Origin of the sequence: Nocardia sp. NPDC056611 (assembly GCF_042792755.1) — a bacterium.
Taxonomy (GTDB): domain Bacteria; phylum Actinomycetota; class Actinomycetes; order Mycobacteriales; family Mycobacteriaceae; genus Nocardia.
Window position 1 is genome coordinate 1,166,849 of sequence record NZ_JBHTVV010000001.1, and the last position, 26,409, is coordinate 1,193,257.

General features: G+C 67.4%; 25 protein-coding genes. 11 read left to right on the top strand and 14 right to left on the bottom strand.

Going from position 1 to position 26,409, the window contains the following annotated elements:
• Nucleotides 1-103 precede the first annotated feature (103 nt).
• Together ACFRAQ_RS05290 and ACFRAQ_RS05295 are read right to left on the bottom strand one after the other, a co-directional pair.
• Nucleotides 104-1,486 carry a flavin monoamine oxidase family protein gene (locus tag ACFRAQ_RS05290; protein WP_379094376.1) on the bottom strand — a complete coding sequence of 461 codons (1,383 nt, stop codon included), beginning with the start codon at nucleotides 1,484-1,486 and terminating at the stop codon, nucleotides 104-106.
• Between the two features lie 98 nt (nucleotides 1,487-1,584).
• Entirely contained in the window at nucleotides 1,585-2,232 is a 648-nt protein-coding gene (locus ACFRAQ_RS05295) for a TetR/AcrR family transcriptional regulator (RefSeq protein WP_379094378.1), read from the bottom strand.
• A gap of 203 nt (nucleotides 2,233-2,435) precedes the next feature.
• Here ACFRAQ_RS05295 and ACFRAQ_RS05300 point away from each other — a divergent pair, with 203 nt between their 5' ends.
• Nucleotides 2,436-2,849, top strand: coding sequence for a hypothetical protein (locus ACFRAQ_RS05300; protein ID WP_379094380.1), 414 nt, complete (start codon nucleotides 2,436-2,438; stop codon nucleotides 2,847-2,849).
• A 78-nt stretch (nucleotides 2,850-2,927) separates the two neighbouring features.
• On the opposite strand, the gene ACFRAQ_RS05305 is transcribed toward ACFRAQ_RS05300, so the two are convergent.
• Both ACFRAQ_RS05305 and ACFRAQ_RS05310 read right to left on the bottom strand, forming a co-directional pair.
• On the bottom strand, nucleotides 2,928-3,599 hold the full coding sequence (locus ACFRAQ_RS05305; RefSeq protein WP_379094382.1) for a TetR family transcriptional regulator: 672 nt from the start codon (nucleotides 3,597-3,599) through the stop codon (nucleotides 2,928-2,930).
• A gap of 4 nt (nucleotides 3,600-3,603) precedes the next feature.
• Entirely contained in the window at nucleotides 3,604-4,002 is a 399-nt protein-coding gene (locus ACFRAQ_RS05310; RefSeq protein WP_379094384.1) for a hypothetical protein, read from the bottom strand.
• Nucleotides 4,003-4,171: 169 nt separating this feature from the next.
• Here ACFRAQ_RS05310 and ACFRAQ_RS05315 point away from each other — a divergent pair, with 169 nt between their 5' ends.
• Both ACFRAQ_RS05315 and ACFRAQ_RS05320 read left to right on the top strand, forming a co-directional pair.
• Complete coding sequence (locus tag ACFRAQ_RS05315; RefSeq protein WP_379094386.1) at nucleotides 4,172-4,660, top strand: DUF4265 domain-containing protein; 489 nt, start codon at nucleotides 4,172-4,174, stop codon at nucleotides 4,658-4,660.
• A 263-nt stretch (nucleotides 4,661-4,923) separates the two neighbouring features.
• Entirely contained in the window at nucleotides 4,924-5,307 is a 384-nt protein-coding gene (locus ACFRAQ_RS05320) for a hypothetical protein (protein WP_379094388.1), read from the top strand.
• A gap of 434 nt (nucleotides 5,308-5,741) precedes the next feature.
• Here the strand turns inward: ACFRAQ_RS05320 and ACFRAQ_RS05325 are convergent, their stop codons facing one another.
• The 3 genes from ACFRAQ_RS05325 to ACFRAQ_RS05335 form a co-directional block, all read right to left on the bottom strand.
• Nucleotides 5,742-7,604, bottom strand: a complete 1,863-nt coding sequence (locus ACFRAQ_RS05325) for a glycoside hydrolase family 5 protein (RefSeq protein WP_379094390.1) — start codon at nucleotides 7,602-7,604, stop codon at nucleotides 5,742-5,744.
• 156 nt (nucleotides 7,605-7,760) lie between these two features.
• Nucleotides 7,761-7,976 (bottom strand): DUF397 domain-containing protein, encoded by a 216-nt coding sequence (locus ACFRAQ_RS05330; protein ID WP_379094392.1) that lies wholly within the window; start codon nucleotides 7,974-7,976, stop codon nucleotides 7,761-7,763.
• Complete coding sequence (locus ACFRAQ_RS05335; protein WP_379094394.1) at nucleotides 7,969-8,859, bottom strand: helix-turn-helix domain-containing protein; 891 nt, start codon at nucleotides 8,857-8,859, stop codon at nucleotides 7,969-7,971. The genes ACFRAQ_RS05330 and ACFRAQ_RS05335 overlap by 8 nt, the downstream gene beginning before the upstream one ends.
• Nucleotides 8,860-9,244: 385 nt before the next feature.
• On the opposite strand from ACFRAQ_RS05335, the gene ACFRAQ_RS05340 reads away from it, so the two are divergent.
• The gene (locus ACFRAQ_RS05340) at nucleotides 9,245-9,472 is read left to right on the top strand and encodes a hypothetical protein (RefSeq protein WP_379094396.1); all 228 of its coding nucleotides are present in this window, start codon (nucleotides 9,245-9,247) and stop codon (nucleotides 9,470-9,472) included.
• A gap of 26 nt (nucleotides 9,473-9,498) precedes the next feature.
• Here ACFRAQ_RS05340 and ACFRAQ_RS05345 read toward each other — a convergent pair whose 3' ends face one another.
• Nucleotides 9,499-10,461: an esterase/lipase family protein gene (locus tag ACFRAQ_RS05345; protein WP_379094398.1), complete on the bottom strand. Its 963-nt coding sequence runs from the start codon at nucleotides 10,459-10,461 to the stop codon at nucleotides 9,499-9,501.
• A gap of 154 nt (nucleotides 10,462-10,615) precedes the next feature.
• On the opposite strand from ACFRAQ_RS05345, the gene ACFRAQ_RS05350 reads away from it, so the two are divergent.
• Nucleotides 10,616-11,494, top strand: a complete 879-nt coding sequence (locus tag ACFRAQ_RS05350) for a DMT family transporter (RefSeq protein ID WP_379094400.1) — start codon at nucleotides 10,616-10,618, stop codon at nucleotides 11,492-11,494.
• On the opposite strand, the gene ACFRAQ_RS05355 is transcribed toward ACFRAQ_RS05350, so the two are convergent.
• The gene (locus tag ACFRAQ_RS05355) at nucleotides 11,491-12,651 is read right to left on the bottom strand and encodes an AI-2E family transporter (RefSeq protein ID WP_379094402.1); all 1,161 of its coding nucleotides are present in this window, start codon (nucleotides 12,649-12,651) and stop codon (nucleotides 11,491-11,493) included. The genes ACFRAQ_RS05350 and ACFRAQ_RS05355 overlap by 4 nt on opposite strands.
• A gap of 195 nt (nucleotides 12,652-12,846) precedes the next feature.
• Between ACFRAQ_RS05355 and ACFRAQ_RS05360 the strand changes: the two genes are divergently transcribed.
• On the top strand, nucleotides 12,847-13,506 hold the full coding sequence (locus ACFRAQ_RS05360) for a phosphate uptake regulator PhoU (protein ID WP_379094404.1): 660 nt from the start codon (nucleotides 12,847-12,849) through the stop codon (nucleotides 13,504-13,506).
• A gap of 54 nt (nucleotides 13,507-13,560) precedes the next feature.
• On the opposite strand, the gene ACFRAQ_RS05365 is transcribed toward ACFRAQ_RS05360, so the two are convergent.
• The gene (locus ACFRAQ_RS05365; RefSeq protein WP_379094406.1) at nucleotides 13,561-13,776 is read right to left on the bottom strand and encodes a hypothetical protein; all 216 of its coding nucleotides are present in this window, start codon (nucleotides 13,774-13,776) and stop codon (nucleotides 13,561-13,563) included.
• On the opposite strand from ACFRAQ_RS05365, the gene ACFRAQ_RS05370 reads away from it, so the two are divergent.
• Together ACFRAQ_RS05370 and ACFRAQ_RS05375 are read left to right on the top strand one after the other, a co-directional pair.
• Complete coding sequence (locus ACFRAQ_RS05370; RefSeq protein ID WP_379094408.1) at nucleotides 13,769-16,165, top strand: MFS transporter; 2,397 nt, start codon at nucleotides 13,769-13,771, stop codon at nucleotides 16,163-16,165. The two genes, ACFRAQ_RS05365 and ACFRAQ_RS05370, sit on opposite strands and share 8 nt — an antisense overlap.
• Nucleotides 16,166-16,260: 95 nt before the next feature.
• Nucleotides 16,261-17,145, top strand: a complete 885-nt coding sequence (locus tag ACFRAQ_RS05375; protein ID WP_379094409.1) for an SGNH/GDSL hydrolase family protein — start codon at nucleotides 16,261-16,263, stop codon at nucleotides 17,143-17,145.
• Nucleotides 17,146-17,149: 4 nt separating this feature from the next.
• Here the strand turns inward: ACFRAQ_RS05375 and ACFRAQ_RS05380 are convergent, their stop codons facing one another.
• Nucleotides 17,150-19,114: a molybdopterin-dependent oxidoreductase gene (locus ACFRAQ_RS05380; RefSeq protein ID WP_379094411.1), complete on the bottom strand. Its 1,965-nt coding sequence runs from the start codon at nucleotides 19,112-19,114 to the stop codon at nucleotides 17,150-17,152.
• A 215-nt stretch (nucleotides 19,115-19,329) separates the two neighbouring features.
• Between ACFRAQ_RS05380 and ACFRAQ_RS05385 the strand changes: the two genes are divergently transcribed.
• Both ACFRAQ_RS05385 and ACFRAQ_RS05390 read left to right on the top strand, forming a co-directional pair.
• Nucleotides 19,330-19,707 carry a hypothetical protein gene (locus ACFRAQ_RS05385; RefSeq protein WP_379094413.1) on the top strand — a complete coding sequence of 126 codons (378 nt, stop codon included), beginning with the start codon at nucleotides 19,330-19,332 and terminating at the stop codon, nucleotides 19,705-19,707.
• A gap of 324 nt (nucleotides 19,708-20,031) precedes the next feature.
• Nucleotides 20,032-20,715 (top strand): DUF6319 family protein, encoded by a 684-nt coding sequence (locus tag ACFRAQ_RS05390; RefSeq protein WP_379094415.1) that lies wholly within the window; start codon nucleotides 20,032-20,034, stop codon nucleotides 20,713-20,715.
• Between the two features lie 157 nt (nucleotides 20,716-20,872).
• Here ACFRAQ_RS05390 and ACFRAQ_RS05395 read toward each other — a convergent pair whose 3' ends face one another.
• A complete protein-coding gene (locus ACFRAQ_RS05395; RefSeq protein WP_379094417.1) occupies nucleotides 20,873-22,390 on the bottom strand; it encodes a diguanylate cyclase domain-containing protein in 1,518 nt (505 codons plus the stop codon).
• Nucleotides 22,391-22,663: 273 nt separating this feature from the next.
• Between ACFRAQ_RS05395 and galK the strand changes: the two genes are divergently transcribed.
• Entirely contained in the window at nucleotides 22,664-23,776 is a 1,113-nt protein-coding gene (gene galK, locus ACFRAQ_RS05400) for a galactokinase (RefSeq protein ID WP_379094419.1), read from the top strand.
• A gap of 266 nt (nucleotides 23,777-24,042) precedes the next feature.
• Here galK and ACFRAQ_RS05405 read toward each other — a convergent pair whose 3' ends face one another.
• The gene (locus tag ACFRAQ_RS05405; RefSeq protein WP_379094421.1) at nucleotides 24,043-24,741 is read right to left on the bottom strand and encodes a hypothetical protein; all 699 of its coding nucleotides are present in this window, start codon (nucleotides 24,739-24,741) and stop codon (nucleotides 24,043-24,045) included.
• Nucleotides 24,742-24,874: 133 nt separating this feature from the next.
• Nucleotides 24,875-26,230 carry a PepSY-associated TM helix domain-containing protein gene (locus ACFRAQ_RS05410; protein ID WP_379095844.1) on the bottom strand — a complete coding sequence of 452 codons (1,356 nt, stop codon included), beginning with the start codon at nucleotides 26,228-26,230 and terminating at the stop codon, nucleotides 24,875-24,877.
• Nucleotides 26,231-26,409 lie beyond the last annotated feature (179 nt).

A 26,409-nucleotide genomic window follows, 5' to 3' on the forward strand; every position in this document is an offset into this window, starting at 1 on the left:
CGGCTGTCCAATCCGACCGGGACCGATACGACGATCGGTGGCAGGGGCTTTCGCGGTCGGTGGACAGCACCAGCTCAGCCTGGTCCAGATCCCCGCATGGGCTTCACGGGTGCTTCGGTGAGTCGGTGCCGAGGCTGCGCTCGGGTGCGGCGGCGGACAGCGCCGCGATGACCTCGTGAGCCGCGCGCTCACCCGACTCGATGGCGCCCTCGATGTATCCGGCGTGCTCGCGGGCGGTTTCGGTTCCCGACCAGTGGATAGGCCCGGTCGGTTCGGCGGCGTGCGGGAAGTAGCCGTCGTCGTGACCGATGCTCGGCAGTGCCGAATAGCCCCCTCCGGCGTGAACGTCCTGATGCCACGCCTTCTCATGCCAACCCCGCGGCGCGAGGACCTCGGAGCCCAGACGGTCGGCGATAGGGCCGAGGATGGTCGAGCGGCGGGCGTCGGGACCGAGCTCCTCGAGATCGCGTGCTTCGGGGCCGGCGATGAGCACGCACAGGTGCCCCGGCCCATCCGGTGGCGAGGTGTCGAATATCGCCATCCCCGGCTCGGTGAGCACGATCATCTCGGCGTCCACGCGTTCGCGCCAGAACGGTCGCTCGAAGACGGCGATCGCCTTGTACACGGATCCCATATAGGTGTTGTCCTGCAATCGGATCCGGTGGGCGGGCAGCGGGGGCTGGTGTGCGATCCGGGCGGCCATCGGGGGCGGGACGGTCACGATCACCTTCTCGGCGCGGTAGGCGCCCGAGGCCGAGTGGATCGTGACTCCGGTCGCGTCGCGGTGCAAGGCGGTGACCGCACTGTCGAACACGATCCTCCCGTCGAGTTCGCCGGCCAGCCGTTCGGCCAGCGTGCCCGCCGCCTGGGTGACCAGGCTTTCCTGCGCGCCGCCCGCGGTGGACAGCATGGCCGTGAATCCACCTTGGTAGCGGGCCATGTCGAGGAGGGCATGCATCGAGTACCGGTCGAGGTCGGCGGTGGTCGATATCGAGACGAGGACTTCCATCAGGCGTCGCGCACGACGACCGGGTATCCGCCGCAGCCACGACCGGACGCTCTGCCGCTGCCATGACCGGGGTGTCCGGAGCCTGGCAACGATCTCCCAGGTCAGCAGAGTCGCGATGGCGACCAGGGCATCTCGACCCCCGTACCCGACGGTGGCGCCGCCTTCGACGATGACGGGCCGCGCGGGGGTGTGCATGGCGAAGACATCGGCGCCCAGTTCGGCGGCCAGCTTCTCGAAACGGTGATGGCCGTGGCCGATCCATTGGCCGCCCAGGTCGACTCTCGAGCCGAACACCGTGGTTTCGGCCAGCACCCGCCCGCCGGGCCGGGCGGCGGATTCGAGCACGAGGACATCGATTCCCTGCCGGTGCAGTTCGCGGGCGGCGACGAGTCCGGCCATGCCGGCGCCGATGACGGCGACTCCGACTGGTCGGGATCCTCGATCGCCGGGTTGATCGATCGGTGAGTGCTGGGTCATCTCGCCACGCTCCAAAAGGCTACAAAAGTCGGTCAGCGGTATGACTCACGATAGATAGCCTGTGGCCCGGGACGCAATAGGCGGTGAGATCGGAGCGGTTACTCGTCGTCGGGCGCCGCGGTCGCCCGCGGCCGGGCCCGGCGGGCAACCGGCTGGGGGTCGGCGAAGAGGACCAGCATGTCCAGGGCCTGCTGCAGGTCGCGCCGGGCGCGCACGGGGTCGGGCTTGGCGATGTACTGCAGTATCAGTCCGTCGACCTGGGCCAGCGCGAGGCGTCCGAGTGTCTCGAAGCCGACGGCGCAGCGCTCCCCGGTGACCCGTGCGGCCTGCTCGCAGAAGTCGGTGACGACCGAGCTGTAGCTCTCGTACTGCAATCGGGCCAGCTCGCCGGACTCGTTGCGCAGGGAGTAGCTCATCAGCTCGTACTGCATGATCTGCAGTCCGATCCGGTTGTCCACCAGCTTCTCCCAGAAGCTGGTCACCCCTTGGCGCAGGGCGTGCTCGACGCCCTTGTCGAGGTCGAGGTGCGGCCGCAGCGCTTCGGAAATGTCGTGGATCACCTTGGTGATGACCCGGCGAAGCAGCTGGTCCTTGCTGGAGAACACGTATTGCAAGGTCCCGAGCGGAACATCGGCTTCGGCGGCCACGCCGCGCAGGGTGGTGGCCGGCACGCCCACGTCGCTGAGCACCCTGATGGCGGCCGCGACGATCTGCTCCTCGCGTTCGGACGCCTTGACGTAAACCACGGACTCTCCTCGTTGCACGGGCCGACGAACCTCGTCACAACTCTTGCATACCGGCGGCACCGCGACCTACCGTACAGTCATACAGCTGACTGACTTTTTGTCGCAGGGTCGGACATATCCCCGGAACGGCGGAATCCTGCTCGACAACCTCGCCGCCGGAGATTGACACCGCGTCCGGTACGGCGGCGCGCCCAAGGTTGATGTTGATCTACCAGCCGGACGGTGGGATCGTCTGGGAAACAAGATCTTCCAGCATTGCCGAGAGGGATCCGAACGCGATGACAGAGCAGTTCCCGCCAACCGCCGTCGTCCGCGTCGGCCGAGTCACCTTCGCTCCGAACCTGTACGACGCGGTCGTCGCCGCGGACAAGAAGACCTCGGAATACCTGATCCCCGCAATCAAACAGCTCCCCGGGCTTCTGCACTGGTACGCGGGCGTCTCCCCTGAAGGCTCGCTCTCCCAGGTCAGCATCTGGGACTCCGAGGAGCATGCGGCACAGATGGACGAGTTGAAGGAGATGAGGGTCAGAGCCCGCGATGACCTCAGGGCAGTGGGCGTGACGTTCACGGCAGAGACCGCGACATACGCCAATTACCCCATCACCTGGACTATCTGACCCAAGTACTCAGGCGCACCCTGCATCCCGGCCGGCTCGGTCCGCGCGGTATGCGGCTGAGGCGTGCATTGCGATTGATCAGTTGCTGAGGTCCTGGATGAGATCCAGGGCTGGGTAGAGGACGGGGCGCAGTGGACGGAGCCTCGACAGTGCCACGATGCGTTCGACGAGCGGGGCGGTTCGGCGGATCAGCAGTCGGGTGCGTTGCTGGTCGGGGCTGCGGTCGTGGACCCAGAACAGGACGATGCCCATGTGGGCCAGCCACAGCAGATTCGGTAGCTCGGCCAGCAGCCGCTTGTCACCCTTGACGTCCGCGCCGATGACCAGGTCGCCCATGATGGCGGTGGATGTCTGTCGGGCGGGTCGGCTTTCGTCGCTGAACGGGCTGAGCGGGCTGGTGGGTTCGGCGGCGATGGCGAAGAACTTGCCGCCGAACTCGTGGTAGGGCGCGGCTACATCGACGAAGGCCATTTCCATCGTCTGCCATCGGTCGGCGAGGGAGTCGCTGCGGGGGGCCTGCTCGACCTGCTGTTGGTGCAGGGCCTGGATGTGCTGGTAGAACCCCTGGACCAGGTGTTCCTTGGATGCGAAGTAGTAGTAGGCGTTGCCGACGCTGACACCGGCTTCGCCCGCGATCGCGCGCATGGTGGTCTTCGTATAGCCGTTCTGCTCGAACAGGCGCAGGGCGGCGTCGATGATCTGCTGGCGAGTTTCCTCGCCGCGCGCGGTCGCGGGCTCGGGGCGGGGCATGGGCTCAGGCTAGTTGGGCGGCGTCGAACGCAACCGGCGGGACACCGGCCTGCTGCTCCGTGTGCCTGCTGCGCCGAATTTTGTTCAGGGCGATCAGGTTCGCGAAGTGCATGCCGCCGAGTACGAGCAGGACCCGGCCAAGTTTCATGGCGAGTTCCTCGATCGCGACACGCGCATCATCGACCGGAACGCTGATGCGCAAGGCCAGTGCCACGAAGCCTGCGTTGACGAGCCAGAACCCGATGACCAGCAGATGATTCACGGCCTCGGCGAGGTCGCTGTCCCCCTTCATGACATCCACCAGAAACCGCGCGCCAGTGCGATGCAGGACCCGCGCCACCCAGAACGTAACCGCCAAACTGACGATCGTGTAGGTCGCGTATGTGATGACGACAAGACTCATTTCCCCAGCTCCTCGCTGATTTGAACGTGTTCAACTATGAGGCTAGGCCATCTTTTGAACGTGTTCAAGAGTGAGTGTCGCGACAGCGCGAACCATCCGAACTGGACGCGCGCCGCGCAAGCCGGTTCGGTCAGCGCGCCGCGCGGTGTGGATGTTGGAGGATGGGCCGGTGACCGAGATCCGTGACGACCACGTGAAAGTCCACTTCCGCATGGACATCGATGAGCGGGGCTGGCCGCCGGCAAGCGTCGAAAGCCTGTGGGCGATAGACCTCGGTGACGGTACCGTGCGGTTGGACAACACACCCTGGTTCGTCCGTGGAGTCGCCAGCGGGGACATCATCACGGTGCAGCCGGATGACGAGGGTGTTCTCTGGGCCGGCGAGACGGTCCAGCCCTCGCAGAACTGCACCATCCGCTTGATCGTGCTGAAAGACGACGGTTCGGCTGCCGCCCGGGAGAGCGTATTGAAGGCCTTCCACCGCCTCGGCACGACAGGCGAAGGCATTGAGCACTACCGGATGGTGGCCTTGGATGTACCGCCGGACGCGGACCTGCCGCAGATCCGCAAGCTGTTGGAACATGGTGCGGAGCAGGGCTGGTGGCACTGGGAGCAGGGGTGTGTCACCGAAGCGTGGAAGGCCACTGATCGAGTGTGATGGCAGCAGATTTCGCGCTGGCCGTTGCGGTCAGCGCGGAATGCGGCATTACGGTGAGCCTTCTCATTCTGGGCCGCACGGAGTTCGTGGTCCTATGCGATATGGATGGCCTTTAGCGAGGCAGCCGTGGGACTTCTATAGGCAGTTGTGGAGAGCCCGTGGAGATTTCGCGTGGATCCGGCGCGACCGTCGAGGGGTTTCGTCGTTGCGTGCCAGCATGATCGCATGCTTGCGACGAATATCCCGATGGCCGGGTTTATGTGATGCCGCGTCGGTGGTCGCCCTGGCTGATTCTGCTCTATCCGGTCATCGGTGTGATGGTGGCGGCGTGGACTTACCACCGGATGGTGGGCATAACCCTCGACTGCGTCCACATCATCGATGGTGGAGCCGGTTTCGCACTCATGTTTCTCGGTGTTACTGGGCTGCTGAGCATGTCGTTCGTGGGTCTGGTGACAGGACTGCTCGCGGTCGTCGCCAACAGCCTGCTGCGCACCTCGGCGACTCGCCGCCACATCAGTGGAATCGTTCCGACGCTGATCACCTGTGTGGGTATCGCTCTGATCGCTGTTATCTGTGTGCGTTTGCTGAACGAGGCCACGCCGCCGGCCGACTATTGCAGTAAATTCAACGTGCCCATGCACTGAACCGATTTCACGTGGGGGCCTGGAGTTCGCGGTCTTCTTCCGGCATCGGCGGCGCGGCGCGATTATCGGTCGGCGTGGGTGCGGCTAGTGGATTTGCGCCGTTTCGGCGATCTCGCGTACACGGTACGACGAGAGCAGGCAGTCCTCGGCATCGGCGAAGTCCGGCTCCCACACGACCGGGGCCGCGGTTGTGTAATTCATCGGGACCTCGGAATGGGCCACTCCACAGCACGAGCAGACGAATCCGAGACCACCGATCATGGCGCGCAGTCTAGATCAAGGCTGTCCGGGCGAGCCGCTGCGAGTCCGCCGGCCGGAATGCGAGGACGGTGCCCGGCCGTCTCCGATTGAGACGGCCGGGCACCGGTGGGCCTGGGTTCCCGGGGCGGGGTCACGCCCCGATCGGTGAGCTTCGGCTGCTGGACAGCTGGGGCTCAGGGGAGGGTGCGGCAGTACAGGGCCTGGGGGCGGTTACCGCGGTTGTTGTTGCCGGAGAAGGCGATTCCGGCGACGTACTCGTTGGCATTGCACTGGCCCTTGTAGTAGCTGTTGGCCCAGTCGCCGCCCTCGCCGGAGGAGGGGCGGTTGTCGCCGCGGTCGAACCACAGGGTGCGGCCCGAACCTGCCAGCGGGACTCGGGCGGGGGCGCACAGGATTCCGGACATGGAGTCGCCGCGGAGGCTGTAGCCGATCATGAACTGGCCTTCGGTGCACTGGTATTTGGTGAAACCGCTCGCCCAGTCGGTGCTGACCTTCTCGGTGCTGACCTTGACCGCATTGGTGCCCGACTGCCACAGATCGCCCAGGGTGGCGTCACCGCAGAGGCCGCCTTGACCACGGTCGGTGACACCGAACAGCCGCTGGCCGTCGGGGCACACCATCTTGTGGGCGCCGCTGTCCCAGTCGGCGGCGGCGCGGATCGAGCGGTTGTCGTCCTCGTGGATGCCCTGGAGCATGGACCAGGTGCGGCTCGGGTTGACCTTGCCGGTGAAGCCGTTCGCCTCGATCAGGCGACTGAAATGCGCACCGCGCCAGTCGTCGGCGTCGGTGATCTTGCGCAGCCCGCCCGTGGTGTCATAGCGCAGCAGACCCCAGGAGTTGCCCTTGTCGTTCTGCTGGTAGCCGATGATCGGCCAGTAGGCGAAGTCGAGGTCGCGCTCGATCAGGTAGTCGACCATGTTCTTGAACCACGCCTTGTCCAGGTCGTTGGCATCGCTTTTGCCGATACCGAATTCGCTGACCCAGACCGGGGCGGTGAAATGCGTGTCGGCGGTGGTGGCGACGTATCCGGCGCGTTCGTCCATCGACTTGAACAGGTCGGTGCGCGACATGTCGCGGAAGCGCGGGTCGTGGGTTTCACCGCCGCTGATGCCGGTGCCGCCGGTGTGCTTGGGGCCGATGTAGCCGTAGAAGTGGACCGCGTAGACAACCTTGTGGGACTTCACCAAGGTGGTGGACAGCCGCTTCATCGGCTCCAGCATCGGTCGTTCATGCCAGGTCAGGTCGGTCGGGATGCCCATCCAGTTGACGCCCTCGACCATGATGAGCAGATCCGGATTGCCCTTGGTGAGAATGGCGTCGCCAGCTTCCTGTGCGGCGTCGGCCCAGTCGTGGCTGTCGCCCTGGCCCCAGTTGGGGTTGTCCCAGGTGTCGCGGCGCACCTCATTGCGCAGGTCCGCGCCGATGACCCCGGGGTCATTGCGGTACCGGGCGGTCATGAATACCCAGTCGTCGATCCACTTTTCCCAGGACTGGCCCGAGTTCCAGCGCTCGTTGCCGTCCACGGCGCAGCACCAGCGAGTGGTGGTCGTGTGGTTGTTGAGGATGACGCCGAGTCCGGCCGAAGTGAGCGCGGCGACGGCCCGGTCGTACACCTCGATCGGCCGTAGGCCGTTGAGTTCCGGATTCGCGGTCAGGCCCTGCACTGCCCGGCTGTCGGTGATCATCTCGTTCGAGAAGGGCAGGCGAATGCTGTTGAGCCCCAGCGCCTTGAAGTCGCCGATCAGCTTGGCCATCGGCACCCGGTCGAGGCCCAGCGGGGCGCGGTGCCCGTTCTCCTCGGAGAAATTGTTGGCGGTGGCCTCGTCGTCGCCACTGCCGGTCCAGGTGCCGCTCGAGCCGTGCCAGTTGCCGGACTTCAACTTCACCCGATTGCCGTTGGCGTCGACGATGTACCGCCCGCTCGTACTCAACGGACCCTTCATACCGCCGGGATCAGCGTGTGCGGGAGCGGTGCCGTGCATGAACGGAACCACCAGTGTTCCGAGCAAGAGCAGCACCGTGGCTAGCTTCCTCATTCCGAATCCTCATCGTCGCGAGACCAATCCGATTGATCGGCGCCACTGACGAATGGTGACCCGGGCCACTCCGGCGGGCCGGTCGAGGAGCAACAGTAGGGTCGGGAGCCAGATTTCAGAAACATCTAATCTTCGGTGTTTGAGCACCTTTTGTTGTCAATCACCCGTCGCACGGTCGAACTCGCCGGATTTGACGCCCAGTGTGAACGCGTCCCACTCGCCTGGATCGAAGAGCAAGGACGGGCCTGTGGGGTTCTTGGAGTCGCGGACGCCGATGCTGCCGGAGTCGAGGAACGCTACCTCGACGCATTCGCCCTGGGGTTGGCTGTAGCTACTCTTGAACCAGTTCGTCACGGGTAGTTCGCTATTCACGCTCGTACTCCTTTGCCAACCGCGTCACCAGGATCTGGCTTGCTTTGGCGTCGAGGCTTGCTTGGGTGATGGTGCTGTAAGCGCGATCGTGAAACTCCACGTCGTCGGGCTTGCGGAGGTAGATCCCGCCGACCACATTCTCGAGGAATACTGTGCGCGGCTCAACGGGCGAGCCGTCGGTGGTCGTGCCGAAGTCGAGGATCACGAACGGTGGCATGCTCGCGCCGCAGGGAAATCCCGCTTCGAAAGGGAGGATTCGCAGACTGATGTTGCGATGGAGCGCACTCATCTCGGTCAGATGCCGAAGCTGAGCCGCCATGATCGTCGGGCTGCCGACGCGGTGGTGCAACGCGGCTTGTCCGATGACAACGTCCATCGCGACAGGGTCGGGGCGGGTCAGGATTGCCTTGCGGTGCGTCTTGATCTCGACGCGTCGTTCCCACTCGTCCTGCCCGGCGTCCGGTAGCGCCCGCTGGATGAGCGCCAGGACATAGCTGGGTGTTTGGAGTAGGCCGGGAATCAGGTTGGGCTGGTGCGACCGGATCGCTTCGGCCGCGGTTTCCTGGGCGACATAGACGTCGAAACCTTCGGGAATCAGATCGCCATAAGCGTGCCACCACCAGTCCTTCTGAGCGGCCTGCATAGCTAGCCCGACCGCACCATCGATGAGGTCGTTGCGAAGACCGTAGAGTTCGCAAATCGCTCTGACATCACGGGGATTGGGCTTCGCCTTCAGCCCCTTCTCCAATCGATACAGGGCGGTCTGACTCATCCCGGGCACCTTCGCCGCCGCCTTCTCCAGGCTGTAGCCGGCATCCTCGCGCCATTGTCTGAGCCGTCGCCCGAGTTGGTGGAGTGGCAGCGTCTGGCCCACGCTCGGCATGGTGCTTCCTTCCGTTCCGAAAGGGCGCTTGCTTCGTTCTGGAACGATGTTCGCACGTAAAACGGCAGGTGTCATGGGGTTTCGGAAGTTGCACTTCGCATCTTCCGATTCGTCATGACTCTCAGTAGCCCGCCTCTCAAGCTTTGAGCACCGATCCGGAAACCTCTGGAGGTGTCGTAATGCACTGGGACATATGGGCGTTGTTGTCGATCCTTGGACTCTGCCTCGGGGTCATCGCGTGGGCGGTCTGGGGCTTCTATCGCGATAGTCATCCGGGCGGTGGTGCCCGGTTTCTTCGGCTCGCGCTGCTCGGCGGCGGAGGACACCTCGAGCTCCCCGCCCGAGGGCAAGCGGGGTGGTGGCATCAGGGCAGGCATCGAGCGGCATGACTACTGCGGAGTTCGCCGTGTTGAGCGTGTTGAGCCTCGCTGATGGGCGGTTGTCGGCTGTGGAGATTCAGCGGGCGGCATCGCTCACCGGGTGGAGTACGCGGAATGCGCTGGTGCAGTTGATGGCTCGCGGGCTTGTCGTGCGCGAGAGCGACCACGGTCGTTGGCGGATCAGTGACCGTGGGCGGCTGGCGGTGGCTGCGAAGAGGAGGAGGTTCGGATGAATGCTAGGTGGGGGGACGGGGTTCGGCTATTCGGAGAGGAGCTGTTTGGTCACCCACTGCGCTGCTTCCGGTGTCATGGGGAGTGTGGCGTGGCTGGACAGGCCGGCTTGCGGGTAGAGGTCTTCGAAGTAGTCGTTCTCTACGCGGGGGTCGTTGATGAAGGAGGCTGGGCCGGGTGGGGTGAGGACTTGGTCGCCGTGGGTGGCGAGGACCGAGTAGATGACGCCGGGGACGGTTATTCCGCCGTCGAGGAGGGCTCGGTTCACTTGGGAGCCGGCCAGGCAGTCCAGAGCGCCTGCTACTCCGGCTAATACATTGGCGCGCAGCGGATCTGTCGCGTCGTTCAGGATTTCGGCCAGGCCCTCGGGGGAGCCGGGGAGGTCGAGGCCGCCTATCAGGGTGGCGGCGGTTGTTCCTCTGGTGACCGGTGCGAGGTATGTCGCGCGCTCTACGTGCGCGCCGCCGTGGAGGAATTTCAGGTAGTAGTTCGCGACCAGCGCGCCCGACGAATGGGCGACGATGTCGACGTGGGTGGCTCCGGTCGTCGCGAGCAGCTTCGCGATGAATGCTCGCAACTGGCCCGCTGATTCAGCGACCGGCGCCGCCGCTTGCATCGGGCCGATGATTCCGTAACCGAAGATGAAGGCGCAGCCACCGAGATCTCTGATGCCGCTGGTGATTCCGGCCATCTGTCGTTCCAGCGTCCCGCGGATGTCGCCGACCGCCCCGAAACCGCCTAGCACCACAACCGGATTCGGTTGTTCCGGTGATGACACGCAGTCGATCGCCGGTTCGAGCGTCGTCGAGGTCTGTCCTGCTTGCCCGCGCTGCGCGTGTTCGGCGGGCTGGCCCGTTCCGTTGTTCCGGAGCGGCCCGGCGATGCTCGGCGGCGGTTCGCCGATCGGGCCGGGCCGAGGGGCCGCGGCGGCGGGGGTGACGCTCAGTCCGATCGCGGCCGCCGTGACCGCGACGACAGTGCCGACTCGCATCCACATCTGTCTACCTGGCGGAGCCCCGTTTGTCTCCGAAGCCGCCGGTGTCGCGTTCCTCACCGAAATACTTCGGCGGGCGGCCACGTTCGGACGACTGGTTCAGCGTGTCGGCGGCGTGCCCTACGCTCCCGGGGATCGGAAGGAGTGTGCGGTGAGTAAGCGCGGGTGGCTGTTGTTCCTGGGTATGGGCGTTATCTGGGGCGTGCCGTACGCGATGATCCGGGTGGCGGTGGGGGAGTTCGATCCGGTGTTCGTGGCATTCGGGCGGACACTGCTGGGTGCGGTGGTGCTGCTCCCGGTCGCGCTGTTCACCAAGGTCCTGTGGCCCGTATTGCGGGAGTGGCGGTGGGTGCTGGTGTACACGCTCGTCGAGATCACCGGGCCGTGGCTGCTCATCGGGCACGCGGAGACTCGACTGACCAGTTCGACGGTGGGGCTGCTCATCGCGGCGGTCCCGCTGATCGCGATCGTGATCACCACCCGCCTCGGACACGAGGGTCTCGATCCGCGCCGGATCCTCGGCCTGGTGATCGGCTTCGCGGGGGTGACCGCACTGGTCGGCCTGGATATCGACATGTCGAACCTGGGCGCGCCGGCCGCCATCGGGGTGAGCGTGGTCGGCTACGCCCTGGGCCCGATCATCATCGACCGCAAGCTGAAGGAGCTGCCGCCGATCGGCGTGGTCACCGCGTCGCTGGTCTTCGCGGCCACCCTCTACCTGCCGTTCACGCTGTGGCGCATGCCGTCCCATTTCCCGGCGGCCGCGACCTGGTCGGTGGTCGGGCTGGGCCTGCTGTGCACGGCGCTCGCGTTCGTCGTCTTCTTCGCCCTCATCGGCGAGGTCGGCCCGTCCCGCGCGACGGTCATCACCTACATCAATCCGGCCGTGGCCCTGCTGATCGGCGTCTCGCTGCTGAACGAGCCGCTGACCGCCGGCATGGCGATCGGCTTCCCGCTGGTGATCCTGGGCTCGATCCTGGGTACCGCGCGGGCCAAGCGGCCCGAGGACGCCGTCCCGGTCCGCGCCTAGTCCTCGGACTCCTCGGCGTCCTTCGCCGCGGCCTCATCCAGCTTGCGCTGCTTGCGTGCCCCGCCCTTCCGCTCGATCCGCGGATCCTCGCTGACCTCGTACCGCTTCACGTACTCCCCGAGGAACGCCTGCAAGGTGGCGGTCGCCGGAATGGCGAGCAGCGCCCCCACCGCCCCCAGCAGCGCCCCGCCCATGATCACCGACAGCAGCGCCACCGCCGGATTCACGTCCACCGTCCGCGCGGTGATCCGCGGCTGCAGCACATAGTCCTGAACCCACTGGTAGACCACCACGAACAGCAGAATCCACACCGCGTCGAGCGGTCTGATGGTGAGCGCCACCAGGATCGGCAGCACGCCCGCGATATAGGTTCCGATGGTCGGCACGAACGAGGCCACCACACCGAACCAGATGCCCAGCGCCAGCGCGTTCGGCAGGCCGAGCAGCGCCAGGAACGCCCCGTGCGCGATGGCCGAGATGACCGCCAGCAGCGCCCGCGAATACAGGTACCCACCGGTCTTGTCGATGGCCAGGTCCCAGGCATGCAGCACCGCACCCTGTTTCGCGGGCGGCAGCAACGAGCACACCGAGCGCCGCAGCTTGGGTCCGTCGGCGGTCATGTACACGCTGAACAGCGCGATGGTGATGAACTGCGCCAGCCCGCCCAGCACCGTGCTCGACAGCCCCCACACATTGTTCGCCGCCCGCTCGGCATAGGAACTGATGATGTCCGAATCCTTGAAGAGTCGATCGCGCAACTGATCCAAGGTGAAATTCTGGTGGAATACGCGATTGACCCAATTCACCAATTCGTCGACCAGTCGCGGCAGTTCGCTCACCACGTGGGAGACGGTCTCGACCAGGAGCACGCCCAGCGTCGCGACGAACCCCGCGGCGCAGGCGAACACGATGATGAACACCACCCCGGTGGCCAGCCCCCGATTCACGCCGTGCCCGGCGAGCCCGTCCACCGCCGGCTCCATGGCGAGCGACACGAAGAACGCCACCGTCATCATGATCGCGATCCCGATGAGCTGGTGCGCCGCCCAATTGGCGAGTTCGAACAGCCCGAGCAGGGCCAGCGCGAGCACCATGGCGCGGGGGAGCCACGCGGGCATGGCGGTCCGCTGCGGCGGGTCTGGGTTGTCGGCGGCCACGAGGCCAGTCTCGGTTACCGGCGGGTGTTTCCGGTTACGACCCACCGAAGCAGGGCAAATCGAACAACCGGTGGACAAATCAGACAAATCTGGACGGTCTGTTTACTTCTGGTGAACGGAATCGAGACCCATTCGGAGAGAAAGGTTTTCCCGCGATAGTGTGCAGGCATGCGGGAGGGCGGCCAAGATATGCGAGTGCGCACGAAATTCTCCAGCGAACTGATGGCGCTGACCGAGGAGCTCGCGCATATGGCGCAGCTGACACAGGAGGCCTCCGAGCGGGCCACGACAGCGCTCCTCGGCGCCGACCTGACGGCCGCGTACGAGGTGTTCGCGCTCGAGGAGCAGGTAGAGATCGAGCACGCCAAATGTGAGGACCGGTCGGTCATCCTGCTGGCCCTGGAAGCCCCGGTGGCCCGTGACCTGCGCCAGGTCATCACCGCCATGCAGATCGCCGACGACCTCCTGGCCGTGAGCCGATCGCTGAGCCGCGTCGCCGACGTGGTGGTGCGCCGCTACCCGAACCCGGTGGCTCCCGAGCACGTCCTGGACCTGCTGGTGGAAATGTCCGGCGCGGTCACGCATCTCGCCGGCAGCGCGGTGAGAGTCATTGCGGCGCAGAACCCGCCGCGCGACCGCGTGCTGGTCCCGCGCGACGAGAACCTTGAGCGCCTACGCGGCCGTCTGGTGGAGCTCGCGGCCGACGACGGCTGGGCGCACGGGTCGGCCATGGCCATCGATATCGCCCTGCTGGCCCACCACTTCGAGCGCGCGGCCGACCACTGCGTGCGCATCGGCCGCCTCATTCGCTTCTTCCACACCGGTATTCCGCTCTACGCGCAAACGGAGGCGTAACCGCCACCTCCTGTGAGGGGCCCCGATCGGCGGGAGTAAGCTGCCCGAATTGCTTCATGGCGAGGTCTTTTCGAGTAGCACCGCACGCACGGCAAGCCGAAATCCGACAAGGGCCCCAAACATGCCAAACAGCTCTACCCAGGCATCGGTATCCACCCCGTCGCGGGTGGCAGCGCCGGTCCGGGTCGCACCGTCCACCGAGAAATCAGCGCCGAGCGAACCCTCGGCGCCCGCCGACAGAACGCTCTCGCACCGCCAGATCATGACCATCCTGTCCGGCCTGCTGCTCGGGGTGTTCCTCGCGGCGCTGGACCAGAACATCGTCAGCGTGGCGATCGTCCGCATCGCCAACAGCCTGCACGGCTTCGACAAACAGGCCTGGGCCACCACCGCCTACCTGATCACCGCCACCATATCGACGCCGCTCTACGGCAAGCTGGCCGACATCTACGGCCGGAAACCCTGCTACCTCATCGCCATCGGCGTCTTCGTGCTCGGCTCGGTGGCCTGCACCTTCGCCACCTCCATGTACCAGCTCGCGGGATTCCGCGCGCTGCAGGGCGTCGGCGCGGGTGGGCTCATGTCGCTGGCCTTCACCATCATCGGCGATATCGTGCCGCCCCGCGAAAGGGTCAGGTACCAGGGCTATTTCATGATGGTCTTCGGCATCGCCACGGTGCTGGGCCCCGTCCTGGGCGGCTTCTTCTCCAACGCCGACCACATCCTCGGACTGTCCGGCTGGCGCTGGGTGTTCCTGGTGAACGTGCCGATCGGCGCACTCGCGCTGGTGGTGGTCGGCAAGGTGCTCGACGTGCCCTTCGAACGGCACCGCCACCGCACCGACTGGCTCGGGGCCATAACCCTTGCGGCGGGCACGGTTCCGCTGCTCATCGTCGCCCAGCAGGGACGCGAATGGGGATGGAAGTCGCAGCACGCGCTGCTCTGCTACGGCATCGCGGCCGCCGGGCTAACCACGTTCCTCATCGTCGAACTGCTCATGAAGGACTCCGCGCTGATTCCCCTGCGGCTGTTCCGCAGTCGCACCTTCAGCATCGCCATCCTGGGCGGATTCATCGTCGGCGTCGCCATGTTCGGCGCGATCGTGCTGGTGCCGTTGTACTTCCAGGTGGTGCGCGGGTATTCGCCCACGCGCTCCGGGCTTTTCATGCTGCCACTGGTGCTGGGCATCATGCTGGGCGCGCAACTGTCCGGGCTGGTCACGAAGTTCACCGGACGCTACAAGGCGCTGCCCGTCCTGGGCTCGCTGATCATCGCCGCCGGATCGGTGCTGTTCGCGCTGGTCCGCTTCGACAGCCCGCTGTGGCAGCCGCTGCTGTACTGCGGCGTCATCGGTTTCGGCCTGGGCGGCTGCATGCAGACGCTGATCATCGCCGCCCAGAACGCGGGACCGCGCGCCGACATGGGCGTGTCCACGGCATCGGCCACCTTCTTCCGGCAGATGGGCGGCACCCTCGGGGTCGCGGTGTTCCTCACCATCCTGTTCAACCTGCTGCCGCGAAAGATCCTGGCGGCCTTCGGCGGTCAACTGCCGCCGGGTTTCGATGCCGCGCAGCTCGGGCGGATCGAGGCCAATACCAGCGGCATCGCGGACCTGCCGGAACAGGTGCGCACGCCCATCCTGACCGGCTTCACCCATGCCATGGGCGGGGTGTTCGCGGTGGCCGCCGCGGTCGCGGTGGTGGCGGCGGTCGTGCTGCTGTTCATGAAAGAGATTCCGCTGCAGGACACTCCGGAACCGGTGGTGGTCGTCGAGGAGGAGATCCTCGAGCCCGAGCTCGAACCGGAGCCGGAGTTCGTGTTGGAGGAGGCTCCGGGGCTGTCGGTATCGGGCCGGGTGCACCGGGAGGACGGGCAGTCGGTGCCCGACACCGTGCTCACCCTGATCGACCAGCGCGGACGCCAGGTATCGCGGGCCGTCGGCGACGCGGAGGGGGAGTACCTGATCGGTGCGCCGCGCACGGGTGGGTACGTGCTGATCGTGTCCGCCTACGGCTATCAGCCCGCCGCGGTGAGCATTTCGGTCGGTAGCCGCCCGCTTCGGCTCGACGTCGCCCTGCTCGGCTCCGGTGAGGTGTCGGGCGTGGTGCGGTCGGCGGGCCGGGGCGCGCCGCTCGGCGACGCGACCATCACCCTGACCGACCACTTCGGTGACGTGGTCGGCTCGGCCGTCACCACCGCCGAGGGCGACTTCACCTGCCGCGGCGTGCTGGCCGGGACCTACACGCTGGTCGCGGTGGCCGAGCACATGCGGCCGTCCGCGGTCACCCTCACCGTGCCCGACAGCGGAATGCTGCGCCACGACATCGAACTCGCGCCGCGCGCGGTCCTGGCCGGATCGGCGTGCAACGACCGCGGCGCCGGCATCCCCGACGCCCAGATCACCGTGCTCGACGAGGCCGGGGACCTGATCGCGGTCACCCGCACCGACGACACCGGCCGCTATGTGGTGCCGGATCTCGCGGAGGGCCGCTACACCGTGATGGCCCGCGGCTATCCGGCCGCCTTCAGCCGGGTCACCGTGGCCGACGGCGAAGTGGCGCACGATGTCCTGCTCGGGTACGAGCGGATGGAGGCGGCGAGCGTCGACCGCAGGGAGATGGTGGGCGCGGACCTGCGGGAGGTGGCGGACCGGGTTTGAGATTTCGGCGAGCAGGACGACGGTCCAACTGCTAGGTTCCGCACTGAAAACAGTCCCTTCTTCGGTATTGGGGACTGATCCAGGGGAGACCAGACATGAAGACCTCGCGCGCACTGCTCACCGCCGCTGCCCTCGCCGCCGTCCTGCCCGCCGGGGCCGTGTCCGCCGAACCACCCGCCACCACGGTCAACGAGTATGTGGCCCTGGGCGACTCCTGGGCAGCCGACGCCACCCTCAGCCAGCTCAGCACCGCGTTCACCCCCGCGCCTTGCGCGCAGAGCGCCCACAACTACGCCAAACAGGTGGCCGCGGCGCTGGCCGTGCCGGTCTTCCGCGACGCCACCTGCGGCGGCGCGGTCACCGCCAATATGACCCAGCCGCAGCACACCGTGCTCGGCTCCAACGCGCCGCAGTTCGACTCGCTGACTGAATCCACCGATCTGGTCACCCTCGAAATCGGCGGCAACGACGCGAATCTGGCGGCCATCGTCACCGACTGCATCACCCTCGACCCCGCCATCAGCCCCTGTCTGAACTCGATGGTCGCCGACGGGGTCGACCGGATGTCGCAGAACATCGCCCGGACCGAGCCACGCGTGGCCGCCACCATCGCGGGCATTCGCGAACGCGCGCCGCACGCCCGCATCCTGCTGCTCGACTACTTCGAAGGCATCGGCCTCGACGGCGGCTGCTGGCCGGTCATCCCGATCTCCGACGGCGACGCGGTCTGGCTGGGGCAGAAGCTGATCGAACTGCACACCATGCTCGAACGGGTGGCGGCGAGCACGGGAGTCGATTTCGTCGACACCTACGCGGGCAGCGCGGGCCACGACGCCTGCCGGCCCGTCGGCACCCGTTGGGTGGAGGGGCTGCTGCCGTTCTCCGGCAACCCGGTCGGCCTCGCCGTCCCCTTCCACCCCAACCAGCTGGGCGCGGACTATCAGGCCAGGCGCGTGCTGGAGCGACTCGCCGCGTCCTGACCGCTCAGTTCCGGGGGCTGATCCACACCCGGTTGTCGTGGAACACCGCGCCGCCGCCGAAATCCGAATCCCGCTCGGCGACGGTGGCGTTGACGGTCGCGCCGCCGGAATGCTTGGCCCAGCGGCCCTTCGGGGTCGCGGCCACACCCGGGCGGACCATGTCGGAGACCTCGGCGACGGCCTCGAAACTGCCGCGATCATTGCCGACCGTCACCGGATCACCGTCGGCGATACCGCGTGCGGCCGCGTCGTCCGGATGGATGGTGACGCGGAGTTCGCCTGCGCGGCGGCGCAATTCGGGATTCGAACCGAACCCGGTATTGAGGAAATAGTGTGACGCCGCCGAGATGAGCACCAGGCCGTCACCGGGATCCGCGGGCGGGGTGTATCCGGCCACCGGATCGTGCCCCGCCGCCGTCACCTGGTCCGAGACGAACCGGAGTTTCCCGTCGGGCACCGGACCCGGCTCGATCTTCAGGAACCCGTCCGCGCGCAGCCGGTCCACGTCGTACTGTTTCAGCAGCTGGTTCGCCAGCTCCTCATCGGACTCGTAGAGCGCCGGCTCGGTCAGCCCCATGCGCCGGGCCAGCCGCCTGAAGGTCTCGGTGGTGGGCAGGCATTCGCCGGGCGGGGCCACGGCGGGCTCGTTCCAGACCAGATACAGATTGCCGTAGGCGGCCAGCACATCGAGGTGCTCGGGCTGCATGGTGGCCGGGAGGACGATATCGGCGTAGTCGACCGTATCGGTCGGGAAGTGTTCCAGCACCACGGTGAACAGATCCGCACGGGACAGGCCCTCGATCACCCGGCGCTGATCGGGGTTGGAGCCCACCGGATTCGCGCCGATCACGAACAACGCGTGCACCGGCGGACCGTCCGGATCCAGCAGCGCCTCGCCCATCCGGGTCATCGACAGCGTCCGCACCGGATGCGGCAGCAGATCGAAACGGGTCAGGGCGTCGATGTCCAGACGGAAGTGGCCGCTGGTCGAATAGTGCAGCCCGCCACCGGGAATCGCCCAGTCGCCGGTGACGCCGGGCAGACAGGCCAGGGTGCGCAGCGCCATGCCGCCGCCCGCGTGCCGCTGCATGCCCTGCGAGGCGCGGATGGCGGTGGGGCGGGTGGCGGCGATCCGTTCGCCGAGCGCCACGATGCGCTCGACCGGCACCCCGGTGATGGCGGCGGCCCGTTCGGGCGGGTACTCGGCGATGCGGGCCCGGAATTCGGGCCACCCCTCGGTGTGGGCGGCCAGGAACTCCTCGTCCTGCGCGCCCAGCCCGACGATCACGTGCATGAGACCCAGCGCGAGCGCGGCATCGGTGCCCGGCAGCGGAGCCAGATGTTCGTCACAGCGTTCGGCGGTCTTGGTGCGCACCGGGTCGATCGCGACGGTGTACGCGCCACTGTCCTGGATGAACTTCCAGACGTGATGGCCGGAGGTGAGCGGATTGGTGCCCCACAACAGGATCAGCTTCGATTTCGCCAGGTCCTCGGGATCCATACCGCCCGACGTGCCCAGCGTGTACCGCAACCCGACCGTGCCCGCGACCGAGCAGATGGTCGGGTCGTGCCCGGACGCGCCCAGCGCATTGAAGAAACGCCGCCCGGAAAGACCCTCCAGCCCTTGGATGAAGCCGAGGCTGCCGGTGCCGTGGAACGGCCACACCGCTTCCCCGCCGTGCTCGGCGATGATCGCGGTGAGGCGGGTGGCGATCTCGTCGAGCGCCTCGTCCCAGCTGATCGGCTCGAAACGGCCCTCACCCTTGCGGCCGACGCGGCGCAGCGGGCGGGTGAGGCGTTCGGGGGAGTGGACCTGCTCGAGGTAGCGGTTCACCTTGACGCACAGCGCGCCCCGGGTGACCGGATGTTCCTTGTTGCCGCGCAGGCCGGCGGCCCGGCCGTCCTGGACATCCACCACCCAGGAGCAGGCGTCGGGGCAGTCGAGGGGGCATGCTCCCAGTACCTTCACGTACTAGATCGTATGCAGGGGCTCCGACACCCGCGAAAGACGAGGATACGGCCGGTTTTCCAGTGCGACACGCCTATGCCGTCATGTGACGACACGCGGTCGAGCTGGGGTAGTCTCGGCCCGCGGCTAATCAGCCGCAACAGGAGTGCGGGGGCGGAAGTGCGCGGTGGAATGGGAGATTCATGATCACCCCCGGCCGAGGTCTAGTCGGTGTCGTGTCAGGATGCGCGGCGCTGCTGACCGGCTGCGCGCACGGGGGACACGGCGAACCCGCACACGCGCACCAGTCCAATGCCGAGCACTCCGTCGGCGACACCGCCGAGATGCAGCGCAGCGCCTTCGTCACCGCCTGCGCGGGCACCTCCGCGGGCTGGCAGGCGACCGCCGTGGTCAGCAACCGGGATGTGGTGGAGCACCGGTATCTGGTGGTGATCAGTTTCCAGACGCCCGAGTCCGCGGATCTGGAACGCACGCGCACCGAGGTCTTGGTGGCGCCCGGCGCGACGCAGGACTTCACCACCGAGACGCTGCTGGATCCGGTGGCCCGGCCACAGACCGTGCGGTGTGTGCTGCGCGGTGTCGAGCAGCTCTGATCGATACTCGCTATTCGGGCGCGAGTCGGACGGGTCCGTCACGAAAGTTGCGCGGGGACAGGGGCGGACGCCTAGGATCACCAGCGCCGGCCATGCTCCGTGGGCCGCACCAGTAGGAATAGCTGAAGGATCACTGACCGTGCGTGGGTGACCAGGCGCGTTCTCCGGATGTGGATTTGTCGGTGCCATGGTGCATGCTCTTGGCACGCAGCTGTCCGCCCCGTCCGCCCCGGAGTGCCCATGTCGACCCGTACCAAGCCACAGCCCTTGTCGGATACCGAGATTCGGGAGATCGCCGCGGAAATCGACGCTGGCAGACCGCCTATGGTGTGGTTCACCGCGTCGGCGGTCGGTGTTCCGGAAGGTCGTTCCGGCAAGGTGATGTCCCTCGGCGATCCGTCCGAGGGCGATTTCCTCCAGGTGAAGCCGACGGGCTCGAAGGACGTGCTGTCCTTCGGTCCCACCGAGGTGACCCTGACCAAGCCGGCCCGGCAGAACCCGGCCAAACCGGCCACCGCGCCGGCCTCCGGCGCCAAACCGGCCGGTGCAACCCCCAGAACGGCAACCAGGAAGGAACCGACCGTGACGATGTCGTCCCCCGCGACGATGCCGGCCGCCGCGCCGAGCACCCCGCCCGCTCCGGAAGCCACCCCGCAGCCGGCGGGCGAGCCCGCCGCCGAGGCCAAGAAGGCCTCGCGCCCGGCCCGCAACGCCGCCGCCACCGCGTCGGCCGCCCGCAAGCCCAAGGCTCCCGAGGTGACGGTCACCCTCAGCGGCACCGGCGAGGGCGAGTGGACCCTCGATGTCGTCAACGGCAAGAAGCGCACCATCCGCGGCCTGGCCGTGCCCAGTTCGGCTGTCTCCCAGGCCGCCAAGATCCTGCACCCCGAGGTGTCGGAGGTCGTGGATTCGATCCTGGAGTCGGTGCGCGCCTCCCAGCGCGCCAAGGTCGAGCAGCTGCAGGCCGAGCTCGAGTCGGCGCGTCGGTTATTGGAAGACCTGGCCTGAGAGCGGGGCGTTCCAGCCTGAGGGCTGACGGCCCAACCCTTTTCGTGTGGGTTGGGCCACAACTCCCCATGTCGGTGGGGCATGACCACCGAGCGTGGGTCGAGTGAACCACCCCGTAGCGCGAGTCAGCGCCGTGTACGCGGCGGCTACCGCGCGCTCACACCGCGGATTCGCGCTGCCAGGTGCGGGTGCCCGCCTCGGGGCGGTTGCGACGCAAGTCGTCGTGGAAGATGTAGCCGAGGGAGTATTCCTTGGCGTGGTACATGGCCGAATCCGCCTCGCGCAGTAACTCGTAGACGGTGGTCTCGGTCTCGCGCGGTTTGGAGCACGCGATGCCGATGCTGGCCGCGATGCGCACCTCGGCCGCGCTCAACTCGAACGGTTCGCCCAGCGTGGCCAGCAGGCGTTCGGCCAGTTGCAGGGCGTGTGGCCGGGCCAGCGGGGCCAGCACCACGAATTCGTCTCCGCCGTAGCGGGCGGCCGCGTCGTCGCGGCGGATCACCCGGCGGATGCGGGCCGCCGCATTGGCGATGAGCTCATCACCCACCGCGTGCCCGTAGTTGTCGTTGACCCGCTTGAATCCGTCCAGGTCGATGAACAGCAGCGCCAGGGGCTGTCCGGCCCACCGGTCCCGATTACGGTGCAGCGCCCGCAGCAGGGCGGCGCGGTTCAGGAGTCCGGTGAGCATGTCGTGGTCTGCCTGATACTGCGCGCGCCGCTCGCTGCGGGCGCTGCGTTCGATGGCGCGCTCGCTGCGTAGCAGCACTCCGGCTAGTAGTAGCGCGAACAGCGACGAGACCACGGTGCGGTCCAGGGTGTCCAGGCTGGAGCCGACCACCGGCACCAGCGAGGCCACGATCATGACGATGGCGATGATGCTGGCCCGCTGCCGGGACCGGTGCGGGTGGATATCGCGCGGCCCGCCGAGCACCACCATGCTGGGGTGCAGCGCGGCCGCGCCGATCAGGGTGAATCCCAGCTGCAGCGGCAGCAATTGGATCTGGCGGCCGATCACCGCCGAGCCCGCGGTCTCCAGGTTGTAGGCCAGGTCACCGGCGAGGATCACCAGCATGGCCAGATGCACCAGGCGCAGTGAGGTTTCCGAGCGCTCCGAGGTGATCACCGAATGCACGATCACCGTGAGCAGCAGCGCGTCCACGATCGGGTCCGCGACGCAGGTGACGGTGGTGAAGTCCAGGTCCCGGGACATGTGCAGCACCGGCGAGATGAGGAAGGTCCACGACAGCAGCAGCGCGCCCAGCCCGATCAGCCCGGAATCGAGCAGCAGATCGTGGTCGGTGCTGTTCTGGCGCGGGCGCAACCACAGCACCGCGGCCACCCCGACACAGCAGTAGCCGCTGAGGGTGAACAGGTCGTCGAAGGGGTGCCGCTGGGAATCGGAGATGTGGCGCAGCGCGGTGCCGATGGCGAATTGCACGGCGGCCGCGGAGAGCAGGTACCACGGCAGCGGATGGCGGGGGCGGAACTTGCGCACCCCCATGCCGATCATGGTGAGACTGATGGCCACCGACACGAACAGCGTGCCCAGCGCCACCGCCTTGGAGTTGATCACCAGGGGTAGGCCGAGAATCAGTACGCCGCAGATGAACAGGACCGTGCGCCAGCAGATGTTGAAACGCCTCGGCCGTTCGGCCGGTTGTACTTCTGTTCCCACCAGCCCCCCTGTCCGAGCAGTACTCGAAAAGACACCGCCGATCATCAACCGTGTGTGTTGCGGTACGAGCATAGGTCCCCGCGCTGCGGTGGCAGAGTGCCCGGTCGAGAAAGGCGCTGCCACTTATTGGGCAACCGAACCGATCATGACATGAAAGCGGGCGGTCCGGATGGGAGTTCGGCGAACCCGCAGGGCCGCTTTCGGGAGACTCGCTATGCTCCCCGCAGATCGAACCGTACGCCCCGCACGCCCCGGTGAAGAGGAGCCCGACACGTGGAATCGACGGCGGGACGCTGGTGGGCTCCCGGACGGGTCAACCTGATCGGCGAGCACACCGACTACAACGACGGGTATGTCCTGCCCCTCGCGCTGCCGCTGGGCACGACCTGCACCGCCCGCGCCAGACCGGATGGTGTGCTGCGCCTGAGATCTGAGCAGGCGCCCGGCGACACGGTCGACACGACAACCGCGGACCTGTCCACCGCGGGCTGGTCCGACTTCCCCGCGTGGTCCCGCTACCCCTTGGGCGTGATCCGGGAATTCGAGCGTCGCGGCCACGAGATCCGCGGCCTGGACATCGACCTCGACAGCACCGTCCCGATCGGGGCGGGCCTGTCCTCCTCGGCCGCCCTCACCTGTTCGGTCGCCATCGCCGTGCGGGACCTGTTCGCCCCGAGCGTCTCCACCGCCGACCTCATCGACATCACCCGCACCGCCGAGAACGTCTACGCGGGCGTCCCCACCGGCGTCCTCGACCAATCCGCCGCCCTGCTCTGCACCCCCGGCCACCTCCTCTTCCTCGACACCCGCACCGGCAAGACCGAACACATCCCCTTCGACCTCGCCCGCCACGGCCTCACCCTGCTCATCGTCGACACCGGCGCCCCGCATCGCCTCATGGACAGCGCCTACGCCACCCGCCGCGCCGAATGCGCCACCGCCGCGGCCCAACTGGACGTCCCCACCCTCCGCGACCTCCCCACCGCCGCCGAGATCGACCGCCTCCCCGACCCCGTCCTCCGCCGACGCGCCCGCCACGTGATCACCGAGAACGCCCGTGTCCTGCGAATAGCCGAACAATTGCGCTCCGGCGCGGACCCCCGCACCATCGCCCCGTTCCTCACCGCCGGCCACACCTCCCTCCGAGACGATTTCGAAGTCTCCGCCCCACCCCTCGAAACGGCCGTTGCCGCAGCCCTCACCGCCGGCGCCCACGGCGCCCGCCTCACCGGCGCCGGCTTCGGGGGCAGCATCCTCGCCCTCATCGATCAGAGGCGCGCCACCGCGGCCTCCGAACGGATTCGAGAAGCCTTGACCGCCAAGGGATTCACCGCCCCCCACATCTTCACCGCCACCCCCTCAGCCGGTGCCCATCGCCTTGGCTGACCAGGGCAGCAGTCGCCGATATCGGTGGGCCCACAACTGTCTCCTGTCCCCGAGGTCGTGACTACTTCGCCCGTCGGGCGTGCGAGCACCGGCTCGGCGGCGAGGACGACTTCGACGACGAGATGGTCGACGGCATGAACGGGACGCCGGCGAAGATCAAGACGGCCGTCGAGGCATCCCGGATTCCTGCGGTATAGAGCCGGAGTCGGTGTGCCCGCCAACCGATCGCGGATGCGGTGATCGGATGGCGGGCAGCGGTTTTCGGGCTACTTGGCGGGCTTGATCGACGGCTGGTTGATCGTCGTGAAGTACTGGACGGCGGCGGCGATGGCGAACGGGGCGGTGACGAAGACCTGGCCGGCGATGGTGCCGAGGAAGCCGACCGCGGCGGCGCCTGCGATGCAGCCGGCGAGGGGGCCCGCGCCGAACATGGTCAGCAGGGCGCCGGTGAGGGCGGTGCCGGCGACGCCGCCGATCAGGCAGCCCAGGGCCGCGCCGCCGAGGCCGCCGGTCAGGGTGCCGATGGTGGCGCCCATGGACAGGGTGCTGGTCATGCGGCTCCAGGCGGCCTGCTCACGCTCGTAGTCGGTCTTCCACGGGGCGCTGTTCTCGAAGGGGAGGGCGACCGGCTTGTAGGTGGCGTGCGCGAGGTCGATCTGCGGCGTCAGGGTGGCGACGCGATCGTGGATCTCGGTGGCGATGGGGAAGACGAAATCATCCACGCGGAGGGACAGTTCGGTTCCGGCGACCGTGGTGCCGTCCGCGGCCTTGATGGTGAACACGCCGTTCTCGACGCCCATGGAACCGGCGTCGGTGCGGATGACCAGGTCCTTGTCGCTGCTGGTGGCCGTGTAGTTGATGGCACCGGCGTCCGCGGGGGCAGGGGCGGCGTTCACGGTTCCGGCGGTGACGCCCAGGGCGGTGGTCACGAGGGCGGCGGACACGGCGAACTTGTTGAGCTTCATCAGTTTTCGATCTTTCGTCGGTGCGGGTCAGAGGCCGCACAGGAGGCGCAGGTCGCGGTCGCGCGAGCTGCGAAAGGGTGCAGGGGTTCGGCGGCACGGCCCGGAGGCCGTGTCGCTCAGTGGATTTCGGTGCCTAGGCGGTCTTGGCGCGCACGCGGGCTCCCACTCCCACGAGCACGTCGATCACCAGGAAGGCCAGCAGCGGGAGGCCGATCATCGGCACGAACCAGCCGACCACGGCGGCGCCGGCCGCCAGCGGCAGCAGCACGATCAAGGGAGTCTGCGCGATCGCGCGCCGCGGAGCCTTACCCACGGCCAGCTTCGACTCCTTGGTCGGGCGACGACGCCACCACATGAGGTAGCCACGCACGATGACCGTGCCCAGCCCGATCATCGCCGCCAGCAGCAACAGCTGATTGACCAGGCCGAACAGCAGGCCCATATGGAACTGGATGCCCCAGTTGGTGAGCTTGGCCATCAGCGGCCAGTCGGCGTAGGGCAGCTTGGCGGTGACATTGCCGGTCGCGCCGTCCACCGCGATGGCATCGCGGGTGTACTGCCCCGGACGCCGCAATTCCTGCGCGACGAAAGCCATGCTGTCCTTCGCCGGAATGCTGATCTCCAGCGGCCCCTCCAGGCCATTGGCGCGGGCGACGCCATAGGCGGTGTCGGCCAGTGCCGCCTTGCCCGCCGGGGGCGTCGCCGCGGGCGCGTTGCCGTGCCCGTCGTGCTCGCCGCCCGCGGGCTTGGCCGGACCGCTCGATCCCGGCAGCTTGGCGTTCACCGCGGGGGTCTGCCAGCTCATGGCCTTGCGCAGCTCGGTCACGTTCTCACCCGCGTACTTCGACCAGGTCATACCGGTGGCCGACAGCAGCAGGATCAACGGCAGGATCCAGACGCCCACCACCGCATGCCAATTCAGCGTGCGCGCGCGGGGCCGCGACCGATCCGGACGCAGCAGCCAACCAGCCGAGCGCTTCTCGCGCCGCGCCCGCACCCGCCGGTACCAGAGCACCAGCCCGGCCAGTGCGACCAGCCACATCCAGGACGCCGCGATCTCGCTGTAGAAGCGCCCGACCTTGCCCAGGTGCAGATCCTTGTGCAGCTTGTCGATCCAGGTGCGCAGGGGCAGCGCGCCCGAGCTGCCGTAGACGACGTCATCGCCCACCGTCTGCGCGGTGACCGGATCGACGAACACGGCCCGGCGCTCGGACTCACCCAGCGACGGATCGCTGAAGATGACCCGTGTGGTGTCACCGGCGTTCTGGCCGGGAGCAACGGCCACCAGCGCCAGCGCAGGCTCGGCCGCCTGCGCGGCCGCGATCTGCTCCTTCAACGGCTTGGCCGGGCCCGTCGAATCGGTGTGCAGCAGACCGCTGGAGGTGATGTTCTCCAGCGTCGGCGAGATCGCGTACAGCGCGCCGGTCACGGCCGCGATCAGGATGAACGGCGCCACGAAGACGCCGGCGTAGAAGTGCAGGCGCAGCATGAGCGCCTGGAAGGCATTGCCCGCACCGCGTTTCGGGGACTTCCCGGACGCCGGTTCCGGCGTCGGGGCAGGGGAGGGCGGCGGTGTCGTCTCGACACCGCTCTCAGTGATTGTCACCAGTGGTCTTTCAGGTTCGAGGGAACACCCGGAACGCGACGTACGGGACACGTCGATGCGGC